The organism is Vreelandella nanhaiensis, assembly GCF_003990185.1.
Taxonomy (GTDB): Bacteria; Pseudomonadota; Gammaproteobacteria; order Pseudomonadales; family Halomonadaceae; genus Vreelandella; species Vreelandella nanhaiensis.
Genome location: NZ_RZHF01000016.1, coordinates 205,339 through 225,145 on the forward strand (window position 1 = coordinate 205,339; position 19,807 = coordinate 225,145).

Annotated in this window: 18 protein-coding genes; 3 read left to right on the top strand and 15 right to left on the bottom strand. The window is 60.4% G+C overall.

The features are described 5' to 3' along the window. Positions 1 to 70: 70 nt before the first annotated feature. Genes cobF through cbiE form a run of 4 tightly spaced genes read right to left on the bottom strand, consistent with a single transcriptional unit; the run spans position 71 to position 3,241 of the window. The gene (cobF, locus tag ELY38_RS13255; protein ID WP_127062753.1) at positions 71 to 835 is read right to left on the bottom strand and encodes a precorrin-6A synthase (deacetylating); all 765 of its coding nucleotides are present in this window, start codon (positions 833 to 835) and stop codon (positions 71 to 73) included. Continuing rightward, positions 832 to 1,632, bottom strand: a complete 801-nt coding sequence (cobM, locus tag ELY38_RS13260) for a precorrin-4 C(11)-methyltransferase (RefSeq protein ID WP_127062754.1) — start codon at positions 1,630 to 1,632, stop codon at positions 832 to 834. The genes cobF and cobM overlap by 4 nt, the downstream gene beginning before the upstream one ends. Further along, on the bottom strand, positions 1,629 to 2,036 hold the full coding sequence (locus ELY38_RS13265) for a cobalamin biosynthesis protein (RefSeq protein WP_127062755.1): 408 nt from the start codon (positions 2,034 to 2,036) through the stop codon (positions 1,629 to 1,631). The genes cobM and ELY38_RS13265 overlap by 4 nt, the downstream gene beginning before the upstream one ends. After that, complete coding sequence (cbiE, locus tag ELY38_RS13270) at positions 2,033 to 3,241, bottom strand: precorrin-6y C5,15-methyltransferase (decarboxylating) subunit CbiE (RefSeq protein WP_127062756.1); 1,209 nt, start codon at positions 3,239 to 3,241, stop codon at positions 2,033 to 2,035. The genes ELY38_RS13265 and cbiE overlap by 4 nt, the downstream gene beginning before the upstream one ends. Here cbiE and ELY38_RS13275 point away from each other — a divergent pair. Then, positions 3,240 to 3,980: a cobalt-precorrin-6A reductase gene (locus ELY38_RS13275; protein WP_127062869.1), complete on the top strand. Its 741-nt coding sequence runs from the start codon at positions 3,240 to 3,242 to the stop codon at positions 3,978 to 3,980. The two genes, cbiE and ELY38_RS13275, sit on opposite strands and share 2 nt — an antisense overlap. Here ELY38_RS13275 and cobJ read toward each other — a convergent pair. From cobJ to ELY38_RS13320, 9 genes are read right to left on the bottom strand one after another with little or no spacing between them, the layout of a single operon-like run. Beyond that, positions 3,969 to 4,718, bottom strand: coding sequence for a precorrin-3B C(17)-methyltransferase (cobJ, locus tag ELY38_RS13280; RefSeq protein WP_127062757.1), 750 nt, complete (start codon positions 4,716 to 4,718; stop codon positions 3,969 to 3,971). The genes ELY38_RS13275 and cobJ overlap by 12 nt on opposite strands. Beyond that, on the bottom strand, positions 4,715 to 5,452 hold the full coding sequence (locus tag ELY38_RS13285) for a precorrin-2 C(20)-methyltransferase (protein ID WP_127062758.1): 738 nt from the start codon (positions 5,450 to 5,452) through the stop codon (positions 4,715 to 4,717). Before ELY38_RS13285 ends, cobJ begins: the two co-directional genes overlap by 4 nt. Then, positions 5,449 to 6,078, bottom strand: coding sequence for a precorrin-8X methylmutase (locus tag ELY38_RS13290; RefSeq protein ID WP_127062759.1), 630 nt, complete (start codon positions 6,076 to 6,078; stop codon positions 5,449 to 5,451). The genes ELY38_RS13285 and ELY38_RS13290 overlap by 4 nt, the downstream gene beginning before the upstream one ends. Beyond that, positions 6,068 to 7,228 carry a cobalamin biosynthesis protein CobG gene (locus ELY38_RS13295; protein ID WP_127062760.1) on the bottom strand — a complete coding sequence of 387 codons (1,161 nt, stop codon included), beginning with the start codon at positions 7,226 to 7,228 and terminating at the stop codon, positions 6,068 to 6,070. Before ELY38_RS13295 ends, ELY38_RS13290 begins: the two co-directional genes overlap by 11 nt. Further along, the gene (gene cobN, locus ELY38_RS13300) at positions 7,225 to 11,055 is read right to left on the bottom strand and encodes a cobaltochelatase subunit CobN (protein WP_127062761.1); all 3,831 of its coding nucleotides are present in this window, start codon (positions 11,053 to 11,055) and stop codon (positions 7,225 to 7,227) included. The genes ELY38_RS13295 and cobN overlap by 4 nt, the downstream gene beginning before the upstream one ends. Beyond that, the gene (gene cobW, locus ELY38_RS13305) at positions 11,055 to 12,155 is read right to left on the bottom strand and encodes a cobalamin biosynthesis protein CobW (protein ID WP_127062762.1); all 1,101 of its coding nucleotides are present in this window, start codon (positions 12,153 to 12,155) and stop codon (positions 11,055 to 11,057) included. Before cobW ends, cobN begins: the two co-directional genes overlap by 1 nt. A gap of 11 nt (positions 12,156 to 12,166) precedes the next feature. Continuing rightward, entirely contained in the window at positions 12,167 to 13,531 is a 1,365-nt protein-coding gene (locus ELY38_RS13310) for a cobyrinic acid a,c-diamide synthase CobB (protein ID WP_127062763.1), read from the bottom strand. Further along, positions 13,531 to 14,124 carry a cob(I)yrinic acid a,c-diamide adenosyltransferase gene (gene cobO / locus ELY38_RS13315; RefSeq protein WP_127062764.1) on the bottom strand — a complete coding sequence of 198 codons (594 nt, stop codon included), beginning with the start codon at positions 14,122 to 14,124 and terminating at the stop codon, positions 13,531 to 13,533. The genes ELY38_RS13310 and cobO overlap by 1 nt, the downstream gene beginning before the upstream one ends. Beyond that, positions 14,121 to 15,848, bottom strand: coding sequence for an AAA family ATPase (locus tag ELY38_RS13320; RefSeq protein WP_246009149.1), 1,728 nt, complete (start codon positions 15,846 to 15,848; stop codon positions 14,121 to 14,123). The genes cobO and ELY38_RS13320 overlap by 4 nt, the downstream gene beginning before the upstream one ends. Before the next feature lie 407 nt (positions 15,849 to 16,255). Between ELY38_RS13320 and ELY38_RS13325 the strand changes: the two genes are divergently transcribed. Continuing rightward, a complete protein-coding gene (locus tag ELY38_RS13325; RefSeq protein WP_127062766.1) occupies positions 16,256 to 17,311 on the top strand; it encodes a FecCD family ABC transporter permease in 1,056 nt (351 codons plus the stop codon). Then, a complete protein-coding gene (locus ELY38_RS13330; RefSeq protein WP_127062767.1) occupies positions 17,308 to 18,072 on the top strand; it encodes an ABC transporter ATP-binding protein in 765 nt (254 codons plus the stop codon). Before ELY38_RS13325 ends, ELY38_RS13330 begins: the two co-directional genes overlap by 4 nt. Here the strand turns inward: ELY38_RS13330 and ELY38_RS13335 are convergent. Together ELY38_RS13335 and ELY38_RS13340 are read right to left on the bottom strand one after the other, a co-directional pair. Then, positions 18,069 to 18,845: an ABC transporter ATP-binding protein gene (locus tag ELY38_RS13335; protein ID WP_127062768.1), complete on the bottom strand. Its 777-nt coding sequence runs from the start codon at positions 18,843 to 18,845 to the stop codon at positions 18,069 to 18,071. The genes ELY38_RS13330 and ELY38_RS13335 overlap by 4 nt on opposite strands. Beyond that, positions 18,845 to 19,798, bottom strand: a complete 954-nt coding sequence (locus ELY38_RS13340) for a FecCD family ABC transporter permease (RefSeq protein WP_185858984.1) — start codon at positions 19,796 to 19,798, stop codon at positions 18,845 to 18,847. Before ELY38_RS13340 ends, ELY38_RS13335 begins: the two co-directional genes overlap by 1 nt. Positions 19,799 to 19,807: the final 9 nt, after the last annotated feature.

The window sequence follows — 19,807 nt, forward strand, 5'->3', positions numbered from 1 at the left end:
CTTGAATGCTGACTATCAGGTAACTCGGTAGCGCCATTTTATGGAAAAATATTCCAACTTAATACCGGCGCTAGATGAGCGGCTGTTTGGCAAGTAGGTAGATATCCATAATCCAGCCGTGCGTTTCACGCAGCGCCGCTCGGCGTTGGATGATCTCATCACTCACCTCGCTTAGCGATCCTTTGATCAAGCATTGCTTATCCATGCCCAGGTACGCACCCCACCAGATGTAGGTGTCATCTTGCGGCAGCGTGGTAAACGCCCCGCCGCTATCGAGCATTACGGCTACCGTTGCGGCGTCTTCAGGCCAGCCGCGTTCGCGCAGGCGGCGACCGGTGGTGATTTGGATGGGTTCGGCGAGCGCATTAAGCGGGATTTTATGCTCGGCGGTGAGCACTTGCAGGCTGGTGATGCCGGGCACCACCTTGACCTCAACGGCGCGGCCGCTGTCCGTCAGGCGCTTGGCGATGCGCAGGCTGCTGTCGTAAAGCGAGGGGTCGCCCCATACCAGCATACCGACGCGGCCGCCGCCCGGCAGGTGCTTATCCATCAGCTCTGCCCACACGCTGGCAATGGCGTTATGCCACTCGTCTACCGCGTTTAGGTATTGGCGCTCGGCATCGCGGGTGGGTAAATCGAACTCGACGATGCGTGTGCTGGCCGTGTCATTAAGCAGCTGCTCACACAGTACGCGGCGCAGGTCGATAAGGTCTGATTTCGCCTCGCCCTTGCGGGGTAGCAGAATCACCTCCGCCTCGTTGAGTGCGTGCACTGCCGCGAGCGTTACGTGGTCAACGTTGCCGGTGCCAATGCCGATCAGCGAGAGCGTGATCATGCGCCGCCCTCTTCATCCGTGCTGCTGGCAAACGGCGAGTCGGCGGACTGGGGACGAAAGCGGCGGTCGTAGCCTACCGCGTACAGGCTGCTTTCCTGGAAATCTTCGGATTCGAGTACCGGCCCCACCAGAATCAGCGCCGTGCGCTGGAGCGTGTGGTCGATCAGCGATTCCACCGTGGATAAGCGCCCGCGCAGCACGTGCTCGTCCGGCCAGCTGGCCCGCCATACAATCGCCACTGGGCACTCTTCGCCGTAATGGGGCGTCAGGCTTTCCACCACCTGGGCCAGGTTGTGAATGGAGAGATGAATAGCAAGTGTGGCGCCCGTGCGGGCGAAGTTGGCAAGCGTTTCACCTTCCGGCATTGCGCTGGCGCGGCCCGGCGTGCGGGTCAGCACCACGGATTGCGCCACGCCAGGTAGCGTGAGCTCCTGGCCAAGCGTTGCCGCCGCCGCGGCGAAGGAAGGCACGCCGGGGGTGACGCTGTAAGGAATACCAAGCTCGCGCAGGCGGCGCAGCTGTTCGCCCATGGCGGACCACACTGATAAATCGCCGGAGTGAAGCCGGGCGACGTCCTGCCCTGCGGCGTTGGCGGTTTGAATTTCCTGCATAATTTCATCAAGTGACAGCGGCGCGGTGTTGATAATGCGCGCGCCTTTCGGGCAGTGCTTGAGAATTTCTTCGGGGACGAGCGACCCTGCATACAAGCAAACCGGGCAGGCGGCAATTAAATCACGCCCGCGCAGCGTCAAAAGATCCGGCGCGCCGGGGCCTGCACCAATAAAATGAACTGTCATAATCCAACTCCTTGCGCCGCTGTGGTTGCCAACGCGGCCGTGGCCTTTCTATCGTCTGAAACCGTGCGCGGGCCTAGAAGCCGCGCCCCGCTACCCGCGGCCAGAAACGCCACGGCTTCTGCCACACTGCCGGTGCCTTTTTCGCGCAGGCTGTAGGCGGAGTGAGTCAGCGTGGTAACGCTTGCCAACTCTGCATCCGCTACGCTTATTACAGGGATGTTGCGGGCGCTGCCCAGCGCTTCAACCAGTGGCAGCATACTGCGAGCCGCTGCCAACCGGTCGATAGGGCCGTACTGGGCAATCAACTGATCCAACACCTGTTCGAGCGACTCAAGCGTTGCCTGCTGGCGAAAGCCAAAGCCTGTGACTTTCAACGCCTGCCTAGCCACTGTTTGCTTAGTCATCGAACGCCACGCCACTGCACAATTGGGTAGCTGGCCTTCCAGCCCCGGCGCGTGCCCATTGGTGCTGCGTGGGCCAGCTCCAGGCGCAGCAGTTCCCCCCCCGCCTGTTGCTGCCAGTGCGCCAGCAACGCTTCGGATTCCAGCGTGACCGCGTTGGCCACTACTCGCGTGCCGCGAGGCAGGCGCTGCCATAAAAGATCCAGAAGCGCTTGGGAAAGCCCGCCGCCGATAAACACCGCATCGGGCAGCGGTGCATTCTCAAGCACCTCCGGGGCGCGGCCTTCGCTTATCTCCAACCAATCAACCCCCAGGTTTTCCGCATTACGTCGTGCCCGCGCGGCGCGCTCCGGGTGCTGCTCAAAGCCGGTGGCCTGGTTATCCGGGTGGGCCAGCAGCCACTCGATGGCAATGGAGCCAGAGCCAGTACCGATATCCCACAGCCGCTCGCCTGGCCGGGGGGCAAGTGCGCAAAGCGTCAGGCTGCGCACGGCCTGCTTGGTGATCTGCCCGTCGTGCTCAATAAAGCTATCGGCCAAGCCGAACGTTAAGGGAAGCGCGGGGCCGTTGCCGGCGACTTCAATGCCCACCGCCACCGGGTGGGCGATATCGTCGGGTAGCGCGTCATCCATACGCAGCGTGCGGATGCGCTCCTCTGCACCGCCCAGGGCTTCCAACACGTTTAGTTGAGAATCCGCAAAGCCGAATTTGTTAACCAGCGAAGCCAATTCAGCCACGGCGGCACCATCGCGCAACAGCACCAGCAAGCGCCGGCCGCTTTGCAGGTAAGGCCGAATGCGGGTGAGCGGTTTGGCGTGCAGGCCCAGGCAGGTGCAGCGCTCAAGCCCCCAGCCCAAGCGGGCCGCCGCCAGGCTAAAGGTCGAGGGCGATGGCACGGCGACCCATTCGCTGGCTTCCAGGTGGCGCGCAAGGCTGGTGCCCGCCCCAAACCAGAACGGGTCGCCGGAGACCAGCATGACCACTCGGCGGCCGCGCTCGTTGAGAAGTGCGGGAATGCCGTCAGCAAACGGTACCGGCCACTCGCGAATATCCGCATTTAACGGGGGAAGCAGGCGCAGGTGGCGGCGAGCGCCAAACACGATCTCGGCACGTTCAAGCTGCTCGCGGCTTGCCGCTGTCAGGCCCGCTGTGCCACTCTCCCCCCAACCTAATAGTGTGAGCCACGGAGCCTTGTTAACCTCAGCCATGATAAACGTCCTGATTCTTGGGGGTACGAGTGAGGCCAGCGCGCTGGCCTGCGCCGTTAGCCAGCGCGGCATTCCGGCCATGTTCAGCTATGCGGGCCGCGTTAAAGCACCTAAAGCGCAGCCGCTGCCCACCCGCGTGGGCGGTTTTGGCGGCGCCGAGGGTTTGGCGGCCTTTATCACTCAACAAAACATCACCCATATTATTGATGCAACCCACCCGTTTGCCTCCCAGATGAGCCGCAATGTGCTGGCCGCCGCCCTGCAAACCGGCGTACCGGCGATTGCCCTGACGCGCCCTGTCTGGGTGCCCACTACTCATGATAACTGGCAACATGTGACGAGTATTGAAGAGGCGGTTAGCGCCCTTGAGGGCCCGCCCCAGCGCGTGCTGCTCGCTATTGGCCGCATGCACCTGGCCGCGTTTTCTTCGCAGCCTCAACACCACTATGTGCTTCGTTTGGTCGACCAGCCGACCGCCCCGCCGCCGCTTGCCCACTTCACCACCACGGTGGATAGAGGCCCGTTTACCCTGGAAGGCGATTTAGCGCTGCTTAAAACCCAGCGTATCGAGCACATCGTGTGCAAAAACGCCGGCGGCGAAGGTGCCAGTTCCAAGCTTGACGCCGCCCGCGCGCTCGGCGTGCCAGTCATCATGATTGACCGCCCGGCGCTGCCCGCTCGCCATGAAGTGTATAGCGTTAATGAGGTGCTGGCCTGGCTTAATGATTCACGAGGCTGAACGCGGCGTATAAACCAGCGGCTCGCCATCTCGATCAATCAACCGCGTTTGCCGGGAGCCGACGATCACCAGCGTGCGCATATCCGCCATCTCCGGCGTGGCATCTTTTAATGCCGTTACGCGGATCGACTCTTCAGGCGTTGAAACCGCCCGGGCGAAGATGATCAACCGTTCAGGCTCACACGCTTCGCGCAGCACTTCCAAGGTGCGTTCAAACCCTACCGGGCGTGACTTGGAGCGCGGGTTATAAAACGCCATGGCGAAATCGGCTTCAACTGCTAGGCGCAGACGTTTTTCGATCAGCGCCCAGGGCTTTAAGTTGTCGGATAAATTGATGCAGCAGAAGTCGTGCCCCAGCGGTGCGCCCGCTCGGGCGCTGGCCGCGAGCATCGCAGAAATCCCCGGCAGCACCTGAATATCCAGCGTTCGCCACGCGGCATCGCCCGCTTCCAGCGCTTCAAACACCGCGGATGCCATGGCAAATACACCGGGGTCGCCGGAGGAAACCACCACGACTCGGTGGCCTTCAAGTGCCAGTTTCAGGGCCTGCTCGGCCCGGCGAATCTCTTCACGGTTGTCTGAGCCGTGGCGCACCAGGCCTGAGCGCGGCGCTACACGGTTAACGTAAGGCACGTAACCCACAACGTCGGTGGCATCCGAAAGCGCGGCGGACACTTCGGGGGTAATCATCGCCTCCGCCCCCGGCCCCAAGCCGACGATTTTAAGCCAGCCGTTCATGGGCGCCTCCCGTTGCCGTGAATCAGCACAATCGAGAAGTAAGGCACGCTCTCGCCAACCTCCACAAGCGGCAGCACGCGCTGCTGTTCCATGGCGGCGTACTCGATCAGCCACGCCTGATCTTCCCGGCCCGCCTGTTTAAGCGCCCGGCGCAGCTTTTTCAGGTTACGCCCAATCTTCATGACCACCAGCGCGTCGGTATCAGCGATATGCTGAGCGAGCATCTCTTCGGGCAGCGTGCCCATTAGCACGGTGAGAATATCGTCGCCCCAGGTGATGGGCTGTCCGGTAGCCGTCCAGGCGGCCGACATGCCGGTAATCCCCGGCACTACGGACACTGGCACCTGGTTCAGCAGCCGCGTGTAGAGGTGCATAAACGAGCCATAGAAGAAGGGGTCGCCCTCGCAGAGTACGACCACGTTGCAACCGGCGTTGGCTATCTCGATCAGTTGGGTCACGCATCGCGAGTAAAACTCTGAGAGCAACGCGTTGTACTGCGGGTCTTCAAAAGGGATCTCCGTGGTGACCGGGTACTCCATGGGCAGCTCGATGGCGCCGGGTGCGATTAGCCCCTCAACAATGCTGCGCGCATGACCCTTGCGGCCCTTCTTACGAAAATAGGCGATATGTGTGGCGCCACGAATCAGCCGGTCGGCACGCACGCTCATCAAGTCCTGGCTGCCCGGCCCCAGGCCAACGCCGTAAACAGTGCCCTGTGTGGATGCCTGTGTCATTCGACGCGGTCCGCCATGGCGTTGATGGCCGCGACCGTTACCGCACTGCCGCCCAAACGGCCACGTACGATGCAGCTGGGAATTTCAGGCGTCGCCCAGAGCGCTTCCTTGGATTCGGCGGCCCCTACAAAACCTACCGGGCAGCCAATCACCGCTGCCGGGCGCGGGCAGTTTGGGTCTTCCAGCATGTTCAAAAGATGAAACAGCGCGGTGGGCGCGTTGCCAATTGCCACCACGGCGCCTTCCAGGTGCGGGCGCCATAATTCAAGCGCTGCGGCCGAGCGGGTATTGGCCATTTCTTGAGCGAGGTGTGGCGTGCGCTCATCGTTCAGGGTGCAAATGATCTCGTTATTGGCCGGTAGGCGCTTGCGGGTGATGCCTTCAGAGACCATGCGCGCATCGCAAAGAATCGGCGCGCCGCGTTCGAGTGCTGAACGTGCCTTATTGACCGCGTCATTTTGAAAATGGATATGCGCGGCAAGCTCCACCAGCCCGGCGGCGTGAATCATGCGCACCGCAACGGTCTCTTCCTCGGCAGAAAAGCGCGCAAGGTCGGCCTCGCTGCGGATAATCGCGAAGGATTCCCGGTAAATCGCCGGGCCGCTTGTTTCGTACTTATAGGGCACCCAAACTCTCCAAATATTCGACGACCTCAGTCTCGCTGAGGCCTGTCTTAACGGGCGTGCTCTGCGCACCACCCTTAACAATAAGATTAAATCGGCCTGCCTGACCGACCAGGCATACGTCGGCCGATGAACGGCGGGCGCACCCCTTGGCGCAGCCGGATATATGAACGCTATGTCTTTTAACTTCGGGCACCAACCGCCTGGCGAGCGGTTGGGTGGCAACGTTTGCCTGAGCGCAGTAAGGCGCGCCGGGGCAGGCATCCATCAATAAACGCGTATCCTGGTTATCATTGATTAATCCTTCAACCGGCCCGCTTGCGCCCTTGACCCATAAACGCCGCCACGGCGTTACGCGTACATGGCTCACCGGCGCAGGCGTAACAACTGCCCGCAACGCAGTAGCGGCTGCGCGACCAAACGGCAGCCCATAAACCATGCCCGCTTGGTGTTCTCCAAGCGCCAGCGCCGCGCTTGGCATTTCACCCGCACTTACCGCGGGGCGCATTTTAGCAGGTGACCACGCGGGAAGCGGCACTTTATGCCGTCGCATCCGCCCGACGTCATTTCCGCCACTTTCCACAAACCAGTGCGTCAGGCGTATTAAATGCTCAACGGCAGCCTCAATAGAGCCCACCGGCGTGCCGCAGGCATGGCCTTCGGCGCGCACTATCAGACTGCCGTCTATTGAACGCTCAACTCGAAAATCAGCGGACGTATCACCCAACACCGCTAATTCACCAGCATCAATGGCAATACCAACTTTGCTGGGCATCGTAGCCAGTTCGCTGCCTCGCGCCAGTAACAAGCAGGCGAGTTGATGCGTGTCATCGCCCGCCTGCCAGCCGGGCGCCAGCAGACACTGGGGCTGCTGCTCAATGGTCGGATCCGGGCTGACCAATTCGTGTGCGACCAAAAAATCCATTAGCGGTGGCCACGTGGTTTCCGTAACGCCACGCAGCTGAATATTGGCCCGGCTGGTTAGCTCAATCAGTCCGTTGCCATAGGTTTCCGCTGCATCACATAGAGCGACTACCTGCGCTTTGGAAAGCTGGCCTAGCGGCGGGCGCACGCGCACAAGCCAGCCATCGCCGGTTTCCATGGGCCGCCAGGCACCGGGGCACCAGCCTTTAGTCAGTGGGCCAGTGCTCATAGACTGCCGGTTTCCCTGGCTTCGTCCATTTCCAGCAGCAGGTCTTGCAGCACGTCGCCGTGCTCGCCGGGTTCCTGCCACATACCGCGCTGGGCGGCTTCCAGTAGCCGCTCGGCCATTTCTTCCAGCGCTGCCGGGTTATGGTCACGTAAAAACTGCTGGTTGGCCTTATCCAACACCAGCGCTTCGCTCACCTGGGCGTACTGATAATCCGCGACCAGGTCAGTCGTGGCATCGTAAGCAAACAGGTAATCCACTGTGGCGGCCATCTCAAACGCGCCCTTGTAGCCGTGTTCACGCATAGCGTTGATCCACTTGGGGTTGAGCACCCGCGAGCGAATTACCCGAGCCAACTCCTCTTTCAGCGTGCGAATTTTGGGTACGGCGGGGTTGGCATGATCAGCGTGATAGATCACCGGCGCCTGCCCGCTTAGCGCGCGAGCGGCGTTGGCCATACCTCCCTGAAAGGCGTAATAGCTGTTGGAATCGAGAATATCGTGCTCGCGGTTATCCTGACTCTGCATCACCGCATCCAGCCCTTTGATCTGCTGCTCAAAGGCGCCGCGTGCGGCAGTGCCCGACTCCTTAAACTGCCCGTAAGCGTAGGCACCGGTGCCCAGGTAGGCCTCGGCCAGATCATCGGCATCGCCCCAGCTACGGTTTTCAATCAACCGGTTCAGGCCCGCGCCATACTCGCCGGGTTTGCTGCCAAAAATACGGTAGCTCGCTTCCTGAGCGGCCATTTCGGAACTTAACCCCTGCGCTTCAAGGGTTCGCTTGCGTTCAAGCACGGCGGCACGAATGGTATTGCTATCCCCCGGCTCGGCATAGTTGGCAACCGCTTGCACTGCGGCATCAAACAGGCGAATCACGTTGGGGAAGGCATCGCGAAAGAATCCGGATACCCGCAGCGTGACATCCACCCGTGGGCGGTTAAGAAGCATTGAAGGGATCACTTCAAAATCGATCACCCGCTGAGAACCCAGCGACCATTTGGGCCGCACGCCCATCAGTGCAAAGGCCTGGGCAATATCGTCGCCGCCGGTGCGCATAGTCGCGGTACCCCAGATGGAGAGTCCCAAGCGGCGCGGGTAGTCGCCATTATCCTGCAGGTAACGCTCGACAAACGCCTGGGCGGATTTTTCGCCCAACGTCCAAGCAGCAGGCGATGGGATCGAGCGATTGTCCACGCTAAAGAAGTTGCGCCCGGTGGGCAGCGTATCCAGCCGCCCCCGGCTGGGCGCGCCGCTGGGCCCGGCGGGTACGAAAATCCCTTCTAACCCATCCAGCAGCGAGCCAATCTCCATTTTCACGCCCTGCTGCATAGCGGCCCACAGCTGCTCGCGGGCAAATTTAAGCTGTTCGGCCGTGGCGGGGTAATCTCGGGCCAGCGTTGCCAGATTGCCTTGGGCCAATACGTAGTTGGCCACCAGCTCCTCGGCGAGAAGCTCCAGCCGCTCTCGGGTATCGGCGCCGGTTCGCCAGGCAGCGGTTAGTTTGCCTGCTAGCACGGCCGGTTTAGGGCCAAGCCAAGGCTCGCTACCCGCCGCCAGCGGGTCGAAGTGTTCATCCAGCGCCAGATCGGCGGCAAGATTATGCAGGAGGCCCCGGCTTGCCACGGTTTCGCCACGCGGCAGCCTTAGCAGCGCGACCAGCGTGGCCGCGCGTTTTTCCTCGGGCGGAAGCTCACCCAGCACATGCAGGCCGTGGCGAATCTGGGCTTCCTTGATATCGCACAGGAATGTATCCAGCTCGTTGAGAATTTCGCTGTCACAGCTGCTATCCACCGCGTGAGCAAGCTCCTGGTCGATGCCGGTTGCCCTCAGGTGGGCTAATATTTGCTCGCGAATCAGCGCCTCGCGCTTAGGGTCCATATCCAGCGCCTGATAATACTCATCGGTAAGCGCTTCAAGCTCGGCCATGGGGCCGTAGAGTTCGGCGCGCGCCAGCGGTGGCATCAGGTGGTCGATAATTACCGCTTGGCTTCTGCGCTTGGCCTGGGCGCCTTCACCGGGGTCATTGACGATAAACGGATAGAAATGCGGCAACGGCCCCAGCGCGATATCCGGCCAGCACTCGGCGCTTAGCGCGGTGCTTTTGCCCGGCAGCCACTCCAGATTGCCGTGTTTGCCCACGTGAATCACCGCCTCGACCTGATAGTGCTCACGTAGCCAGAGGTAGAACGCCAGGTAACTATGCGGCGGCGCCAGCTCCATATCGTGGTAGGACTGGGTAAGGTCATCAATAAAGTCGCGCTCGGGCTGGATGCCTACAAAGGTTTCGCCCAAGCGAATACCTGAGATCATCAGCCGCCCCTGGCGGCACTTGGGATCGTTTTGAGGCGCGCCCCAGCGCGTCCATATCGTTTTTTGAAGCGCGGCGGGCAGGGTTTGAAACCAGGCCAGATAGTCGTCAACACTGATACTTTGCCAGCAGGCACGCTGATCCAGGCTGTCATGATCGTTGGTGACTGCGTCCTGAAGCTGACGAATCAGCTCATCGCCGCTTTCAGGCAATTCGCTTATCGGATAACCGGCATTCTGCATGGCATTTAAAATTTGCAGCGTAGAGGCCGGTGTATCCAGTCCCACCCCGTTACCGATACGCCCATCGCGATTGGGATAGTTGGCCATAATTAGCGCGATGCGCTTTTGAGCATTGGGCGTTTGACGCAGCGCGCAAAACCGCCGGGCCAGTTTGGCCACAAAGGAGGCACGTTCGGGGTGCAGCGTGTGGTGCGTGACTGAGAGCTGGGCACGAGCGTTGTAGTGCGCTTCGGCTTTAAACCCAACGGCCCGGGTGATAATCCGCCCGTCCATTTCGGGCAGCACCACCTGCATGGCGACATCGCGGCTATGCAGCCCGGCAGCCATTCCCTGCCAGTCATCCAAGGTGCTGCTGGCGAGTATCGCCTGTAGCACCACGGGCCGCCCCACAAAAAGGCTTTCCTGCAGGTTGCTGCCCAGCTCATCTGTGGCATTGGCTTTATCAGCCGTGCGGTTTACCGAGAAGCTGGTGGTATTGACCACCAGCATGGCGCCGGTTTGCTCGATGAGGTGATTGGCAAACGCAATGCAGGGGCCTTCTTTGAGTGAGGCCACCGCAACGGCTAACGGCTCAAGTCCTTCGGCTTTAAGCGCGTCGATCATGCCGTCGAGCACAGCGGTATTCGCGCCTTGCAGGTGGCTGCGATAAAACAGCAGCAGGCACACCGGGCGCTCTGCAACACGCTGCTCGCGCCACTCACTTAGGCTGACTGCCTGCTGGCCGTTCGCTTGGGGTGCGTAAATCACCGCCGCCGGAATCACTTTAGGCTCTTGCCACGAATACTCATGCGCCAGGCACTCGCTTCCGATAAACCGCAGCAGCTGCTCGGCGTTATCCACGCCACCTTCGCGCAAGTAGCGCCATACGCGGTAGGCATCGTTAAAGGCAATGCTGGAGTCTTCTAGCAGGGCATCGTCCGGGGCGTCGCAGCCGGGTACCAGAATCAGCTGGCGCTCGGGTTGCGCTGCGGCCCAGGCCAGAAGCCGCTCGTAGCCGTACTGCCAGTACCCCTTGCCGCCCAGCAGTGATACCACCACCACGCGGGCCTTTTCCAGCACGCGGCCTTCGTAAAGATCAAAGGCCGCCGGTTTCACCAGGTTCATCCAGTTCGCCAGTCGCACCGAGGGGTAGTCATCGCCCAAGCGATCAACCGCCTGAGCCAACGCCGACAAATTACTGTCAGCGGCGGACATAATCACAACCTCAGCGGGGCTTTGCTGCAGGTCGATGATGCCTTCATCATCAACAAAGCCCCCCGGTTTGGCGGCGAAAAGATGCATTAGGCGTTTACCAACCGCTCAGCGCTGGCGAGCGCTGCATGAATCTCATCGCGATCAAGCGTTTTACCGATAATCACCAGCTGAGTCTGGCGCAGCTCGTCCTGGCGCCATAAACGGTCAAAATAGCCGTCCAGGCGCTCACCTACGGCCTGAATAACCCGGCGCATGGGTTTACCCGGAATGGCCGCAAAGCCCTTGGCGCGATAGATCTCTTGGGTTTTCAGCAGATGTTGAAGCTTTGCCGCCAGCTCATCGCCATCGACTTCACCCAGCGTAATTACGCAGGAGTCGAAGTTATCGTGGGCGTGATCGTGGTGGGCGCCTTCGGCATGGTGCTTGTCGTGATGGTTGGTAATCTTGTCGATATGCTCTTCACTTGCCGCACCAATGCCCATCAAGGCTTCCAGCTGAGCCGTGTCGGTGGCCAGCGTCTGGTCAATAAACAGCGTTTTCACCGATGCGGGCACCCGCGCTTGCACCAGCGCTTCAACACGGGCTTTTTCGTCGGCGTTAAGCAGGTCGGTTTTGCTGACCAGCACTAAATCCGCGGCGCTTAGCTGGTCATCCAGCAGCTCGCGCAGGCTGGGGTCGTGATCAAGGCTGTCGTCGGCCAAGCGCTGGGCGGCGACTTTTTCTTCGTCATTGGCAAACCGGCCAGCGGCTACGGCAGGTCCATCGATCACGGTAATAATCGCATCCACGGTGCAGTGTTGACGTACTTCTGGCCAGTTAAACGCCTGCACCAGCGGCTTTGGCAAGGCTAGCCCGCTGGTTTCAATCAGGATGTGGTCAATATCATCACGCCGCTCAACCAGCTTTTTCATCACCGGTAGAAACTCTTCTTCTACCGTGCAGCAGATACAGCCATTGGCCAGCTCATAAATACTGCCGTCTTCACCGGAGGCGACTTGCTCGCCCTCCTCACAATCAAGTGCACAGCTACGCAGCAGGCTTGAATCGATATCCTGCTCGCCGAACTCGTTGACGATAACCGCAATCCGCTTACCGGTAATCTGACGCAGAATATTGGCAAGCAAGGTGGTCTTGCCGCTGCCCAGAAAACCAGTCACGACCGTAGCGGGAATTTTATTTAACTGCATGGCTGAGTTCTTCAATGGATAGATTCCTCAATCTGGGGACTTGGCACGGGCAGCGCTGAATCGTTGGCAAACAAGCGCGCCACCGCGGCAGGATTATTCGGGAAAAATAGATGTAAATACGTCGCCGTCAGGCGCTTTTCGCGGTAGATCGGCTCACCGGGTGCGGGATGGCGCTGTCGGCGGCCGTGCGCGATGGGTTCAGGTGTTTGCTCGGCCATGGAGCGATGGTGGGCATGGCCACGAATTGAGCCTTCAGGCAGCTCTGCGGTCTGCATCCCTTGGCAGCCACGGCGCCCACGCATCGCGCCTTGCCCGGGCAGTAAGCCAAGCATGGTGTGGGTGTTATCGGCGTAGTCGGTCAAAGTTTCCAGGCTATACAGCATACCGCCACACTCGGCGAGGATAGGCTTGCCTGTGCTAAAGAAGCCCTTTATGGCATCTCGCATGGCGGTGTTCTCTGCCAGAGTTTGCGCATGTAGCTCCGGGTAGCCGCCGGGTAGCCAAAGGGCATCACACTCAGGAAAGCCAGCATCGGTCAGCGGTGAGAAAAAGCGTAAACGTGCGCCCATCTGCGCCAGTACATCCAGGTTGGCCTGATAGATAAAGCTGAACGCGGCATCGCGAGCAACACCTATCGTCTGCCCGGCCAGTGCCTGCGGCACAGCAGGAAGCGCTTCAGTAGAAGCACTAAAACTGACCGGCGAAAGCGTGGCGAGCGCCTCCAGCAGCCCCGCAGTCTCCAGCGCCTGCGCCGCGGCTTCAAAACGAACCTCCAAGTCGTCGCGGATTTCTTCCGCCTGCACCAGGCCCAGATGACGCTCGGGAAGTGCCAGTTCTGGGTCTCGTGGTACGGCGGCCAAAAACGGAATGGTTGCAGGCAACGCGCCTTCAATCAGCTCGCGGTGGCGCTGCGAGCCACAGTTATTGGCAATCAGCCCGGCAATTTGAATGTCGTCACGAAAGCCAGCCAGCCCCGTTACCAGCGCGGCGGCGGTTTGGGCCATGCCTTTGACATCCATCACGATGGCCATGGGAATGCCAAATAGCGCGGCTAAATCGGCACTGGAAGGCTCGCCGTCAAACAGGCCCATGGCGCCTTCCACGAGGATTAAATCGGCCTCAATAGCGGCTTCATAAAAGCGCTGGCGGCAGTAGGCTTCGCCTGCCATCCATAAGTCGAGCTGGTCGACCGGCTGGCCGGAGGCCTGGGCGAGTATTTGCGGGTCCAGGTAGTCCGGGCCGGTTTTAAATACCCGGACGACCTTGCCCTGGTTACGCAGCAGTCGCGCAAGACCGGCCGTTACGGTGGTTTTACCCTGGCCTGATGCGGGTGCCGAGATAAACAGCGCGGGGCAGCTGGCAGAAGGCGTGCTCATCAGTATTCGATCCCTGCCTGGGCTTTGACGCCGCCGCGAAACGCGTGGCGTTCATCCTGCACGGTGCTGATGGTGTCGGCGATTTCCTGAAGCGGCTGGGCCATGGTACGCCCGGTAATAATCACGTTTTGGTGTGCCGGGCGGTTCTTGAGTGCTTCCACCACCGGCACCGCGTCCAGATAGCCGTACTTGAACATGTAGCTCATTTCGTCCAGCACGATGATGTTATAGGCCGGGTCTCCCAAAAGCCCCTTGGCGATTTCCCAGGCGGCTTCGGCGGCTTGTATATCGCGCTCGCGGTCCTGGGTTTCCCAGGTAAAGCCCTGGCCCATGATGTGCCAGTCAAGCCTTGGGTGATCGCGAAAGAACAGGTATTCGCCGGTTTCGCGTCGCCCTTTAATAAACTGAATGACTGCGCCTTTCTGCCCATGACCCAGCGAGCGCGCCAGCGTACCCAGCGCGGAGCTGCTTTTGCCCTTACCATTGCCTTTGAGCAGGATTAACACCCCACGCTCTTCGGTGGCGCGGCTGATGCGCTCATCGACCACCTCTTTTTTGCGCTGCATGCGGTTTTGGTGATTGCTATCGCTCATGCTGACTCCTGGGTGGGCAGTGTCCAATACAAGGCGCCCAGCTGCTGGGCAAGGCGCGCCGCCTGGCCGCGTTTTACAAATGAGTGTTCGGTATCCATCACCACGCAGTCGCCGAGCTTCGGCAGGTCTGAAACGGATTCACGGGTGCGCCCGTCGGTGATCAAGTAGGTGCGTATATGCAGGCCGGGCTCACGCCGCTGCCACTGGCGAATCAACCGCCCCGCCTGGGCGACCGCTTTACGCAGCGGTGTACCGCCCCCGCCATCGGCGCTATTCAGCGTGGCCTCCAGGCTTTTGGGTGCACGCTGGCGGGTTAGTAGCGGTGTCACCGCATCGTTGCCAAAACCCAGCACGGCCATCTGCTCCCGAGCGACATACGCCTGTCGGGTCAGGTTATCCACCCAGCCCTTGGCCTGGCCCAGCAGGCGCTTACCCAGCGTCGAGCCGGAGGTATCCAGCAGCACCAAGTGCAGTACCGGCTGCCCGGCGCGCGCTTTACGATAGCGCAGCTGCCGCCAGGGCCACTGGCCGCGATTGGCGATCAGCGTGGAAAACCAGTCCGGCCGCGAGGTAAGCGCAGCATTAGCTCGCCCCTGGCCCAATTCACCGCCCTTGCGCGTACCGCCGAGTGATAGCGGCTGCTTAGCCGCAGGCCGGTTGGTTGGCGTAGGCAGGCGTAGCGCGGGGAGGTCAAGCGGCTGGCCATCCAGCATGTTCTGCGCCAAGGGCGGCATGGCGCCCCACTGCCCCTGCTCGTCTGAACGTCTATCGGCAGACGACTGGCCGCCAGAAGGTTTTTCATTTGGCGTGGATGAAGGCGGCGGAGAAGATGGCGGCGTTGATGGCGGTGTCGCTTCTTCACGCGTACGCCGATGGGCCAATACCCAAGGCTCAACGGTATCCACATCTTCCTGACTGATCGTATCGCCACCCCGCCAGACGGCATGAGCCTGGGCTGCACGGTGCCAGGTGACATCGGCACGTAGACCTTCGACCCCTGACTCCTCGCAGCGCCGGGCGATATGCGCGTAGACCCAGGCAGGCGCCGTTACCGTGGCAAGCGCATGCCGGGCACGCTCGATGCGCTCACGCAGGGCTACCTGCTCAGCGGCGTAGTCAGCGATAAAGCTCTCGGGGTCGCGGTCAAAGGCATCGCGCTGCTGCACAATGGCGATGCGTTCTTCGATACTCATGGAAGCTGGCTGTTCAAGGCAGAGGCCAAAACGGTCCAGAAGCTGCGGACGCAGTTCCCCTTCATCCGGATTCATGGTACCAATCAAGCTAAAACGCGCCGCGTGGGAGTGGCTGATACCGTCACGCTCGACGATATTGACCCCGCTTGCGGCAACATCCAGCAGCAGGTCGACTAGGGTATCGGCGAGCAAGTTGACTTCATCAACGTACAAAACGCCGCCATGGGCTTTGGCCAAAAGCCCTTCGTGAAAAGTGGCTTCGCGCTCGCTCAATACCTTTTGAAGGTCCAGGCTGCCGGTCAGGCGATCTTCGCTAGCGCCTAGCGGCAGGGTCACAAACGGCGACTTGCCGCCCTTGTCAGATTCTGGAAGCAATGCCGCCAGCGCGCGGGCGAGGGTCGACTTGGCGCTACCCCGCGGGCCGCTGATAAGGACCCCGCCAATGCGCGGATTAATCACGTTCAAAAGCAGCGCTTTTTTAAGCGATGCCTGGCCGACGACGGCGGTAAAGGGAAACTCGACCACAGGCATCACCATGGGCAAAAGGAACATTGACTTGATTTAACAAGGAGATAATCAGCGACTGAGAGCCGCACCAAGCGCGTAAAACTCATTCTTTACAAGCGGGTAAAACTAATACATTAAGCAGCGCAAGGACACTGCCATACACGTGAAAGTTATTCATCACTGACAAGAGAATAACGATAGAGCCAAACGCCGCGAAAATGGCTACAATAACCGCGCATTATAGAGGATGGCACCAGGTGGAAGCCACCTCGCCACTTCAGCAAGTCGTCAATTTCAAAGGTTTTTAGTGCTTTATCCTTGCATCTTCAGCAGTCTGTCGAGCTTTATGTCCATCGGTACCCGGAACACCATCTCATGAAGTTCGCCCCCGCCCTATTTAATACGTCTTTCACACAATGAAAGCTATCGCCATGCACAGCACCCCAATGGCGCGCACCCAGGCGCACTGGCTTTGGCTTGCGCCCTTGGTGCTCCTGATCGCGCTGCTTGCCGGCACGGCGATTGGTGAAACGTCGATACCCGTGGATACGATTCTCAAGGTATTGGCCAACCATCTTTTGGGGGCCAACTACGCCGTTGACCGAATCGATGCAGGGATTATCTGGAACTACCGGCTAAGCCGCGCCATCGTCGCGGCTTGCTGTGGTGCTGCGCTTGCTCTGGCCGGAGTCGTGCTTCAGGCACTACTGCGCAATCCTCTGGCTGACCCGTACTTGATGGGTATTTCGGCCGGTGCCTCAACCGGAGCTGTGGCGGTCACGGTGGCAGGCCTTGGCGCGGGTGCTTTCACGTTATCTGCCGGGGCATTTGCAGGTGCAGGACTTGCATTTGGCTTGGTGGTACTGCTTGCCCATGCGGCCAGTAGCGGGACCGGCGGTGGACGCAGCAATCAGGCGGCCGGGGCCATTATTCTGGCAGGTATCGCAGGCTCTCAGCTGTTTAACGCGCTGACCGCCTTTATCATCACCAAGTCCGCCAGCGCCGAGCAGGCGCGCGGCATTATGTTCTGGCTACTGGGCAATCTTTCCGGCGTACGCTGGAGTGATGTAGCCATCGCCTTCCCTGCGGCCCTGGGCGGCCTGCTGATTTGCCTCTGGCACCGCCGCGCATTGGATGCCTTTACCTTTGGCGCCGACAGCGCGGCTTCCATGGGCATCTCCGTGCGCCCGACTCGCGGGTTGTTAATTATCGCGGTGGCGCTGGTCACGGCCATTATGGTGTCGATAGTGGGCGCTATTGGCTTTGTGGGCCTGGTCATCCCTCATGCCATGCGTTTTATCGTGGGTACCCAGCACACGCGCCTGGTACCCGCCTCGGCGCTCGCCGGCGCAGTGTTTCTGATTGGCTCGGATATTCTTTCGCGCACGCTCGTGCCCGGCCAAGTGCTGCCGATTGGAGTGATTACCTCGCTGATTGGCGCTCCGGCCTTTGCGCTTATTCTTGTTCGCGGTACGAGGACCCGATGAAATTAACCGCCGAACAGCTGGGGTGGAGCGTTCATGGGCGAACACTATTAGAAGACGTTTTTCTTGACGTTGCGCCCGGCCAGACCTTTGGCCTGATTGGCCCAAACGGCTCCGGTAAAACCACGCTATTACGCCTGCTGGCAGGTTTGAACAAACCCAAAAAGGGCCACGTTCGTATCGACGGCCAGCCCCTCGCCAAAATGCGCCAGCGACATATTGCCCAGTCAGTCGCGCTGGTTGAACAGCAGGCGGAAACCACCGATAGAATTTATGTGCGCGAAGTCGTGGCACTTGGCCGCACGCCTTTTCTTTCGGCGCTTCGCCCCTGGTCTACTCACGATGACGCGATTGTGGATCAGGCGCTGGATGACGTGGATATGACGCATATGGCGGGCCGGCTTTGGCACACGCTTTCCGGCGGCGAGCGCCAGCGCGTGCATATTGCCCGGGCGCTTGCCCAACAGCCGAAAATTCTACTGCTGGATGAACCCACCAACCACTTGGATATTCGCCACCAGCTGTCGATTCTTGAGTTGGTCAGGCAGCTGCCCATCACCGTTGTGATTTCTCTGCACGATCTGAATCAGGCCATGGAGTGCGACCGTATTGGCGTGATGGACGGCGGGCGACTAATCGCCAGCGGCCAGCCGCATGATGTGTTAACCGCTCAGCGGCTGCAGGAAACGTTTGGCGTGCATGCACATGTGCTGGATGATCCGATTGATGGCAAGCGAATCATGCGTTTTAGAAGCGCTATTTAGGCTCGCTGATGGACGGGAACAAAGACAGGTGCACCGTCGATCTCGGCAACGGCTAGCCGCTGGTTATAAAGCGGCTCAAGTACATCAGTCACCAACAGCTCACTGCGTGGCCCCCAGCGGGCTTCCCCATTGGGGTATAGAAGCAGTATCTGATCGCACCACCGCGCGGCTAAATTAAGATCATGCAGGCACATCACCACGCTCCTACCGCTTGCCGCCTGCTCGGCCATTAATGCCATGACTGCACTTTGGTGACGGAGATCCAGATGATTGGTCGGCTCATCGACAAGCCAGATAGCGGGAGCTTGAGTAAGCACTGTAGCCAGAGCAACGCGCTGGCGCTCACCGCCGGAAAGCGTGCTGACCAAACGCTCGTTTAAAGAGGCGATATCCAGGCGGGCCAATGCCTGCTCAGCAAGAGCGTAGTCAGCGCTACTTTCCCGCTGCCAGGCGGAAAGAAACGGATGGCGGCCAATCAGTGCCGTTTCCAGCACCGTGGCCGGAAAGCTGTCCATCCGCTCCTGAAATACAATTCCTAATATCTGAGCAATTTGCCGGCGGCGTAAGCTGACAAGCGGAGTTTTGTTGAGATGAACGCTCCCAGAGCGCGGCGCGCGCAACCCCGCCAGGGTATGCAGAAGCGTAGTTTTGCCCGCCCCATTGGGGCCCAGCACGCCCCACACCTGCCCCGGTTGAATGGCTAAATTTAGCGGCGTGCCGCCTGGGCGGTTGGGCACGTCAACCACCAACTGCTGAGTACTCAGTATGCTCATCAGCGGCTCCGGTGCAGTAAAAACAGAAACGTGGGCACGCCCAATAATGCGGTAATGACCCCAACCGGCAGCTGTTCCGGAGCAATCATGGTGCGCGCCAGGGTATCGGCCAATACCAGCAGTGTGCCACCCGCCAGTGCGCAGGCGGGCAGGATAAGCCGCTGGTCGTTGCCTAGCAGCAAACGCAACATATGGGGTACCACAAGGCCTACAAATCCGATACTGCCTGCGGTGGTGACTGCCGCTGCCGTCAACAGGCTGGCAAGAATATAGATACCCCATTCCAGCGGGCGCACGTTAACGCCAAGTGCCGCGGCCTGGGGTGCGCCACGGGCCAGTACGTTCAGGCTACGCCCTAGCGGCATCAAGACTAAACTTACCGCCAAAAGGAGAAACAGCGGTGGCCAAGGCGCACGCGCGTAGGAGAGATCCCCCATCAACCAGTAAAGCATGCCCGGCAAACGCTCGGCCGGACTCATTGCCAGCATCAGGGTTATAACCGCTCCCCAGCCCGAAGCTACTACCACGCCAGTGAGCAGTAGCCTAGCCGGTGTCCAGCCGCCGCGCCCGTGCGCCAGGCCAAACACCAGCAGCGTCGAAAAGAGCGCCCCTGCAAAGGCCGCGCTTGATACCAGCAGGCTCCCGAGGCCGGCCAGCATGGCTGCCAGCGCGCCAATGGAGGCCCCGCCGGAAAGCCCCAGCACGTAAGGGTCGGCCAGCGGGTTGCGCAGCAATACTTGCATCAGCGCCCCCGCCACCGCCAGCAAGCCGCCGACTGCAAACGCAGAAAGCGCCCGGGGCAAACGCAACTCCCATACCAGCGTACTGGCCAAAAGCTCGCCCTGCCCTTGGGCGACCGCCCATAACTGAGCAATGGAAAGCGAAGCACTGCCCACACTTAGTGCAAGCAAAAGGGCAATAAACGCGGCCAACGCAAGCAACCCTAATGGCATGCTGGAACG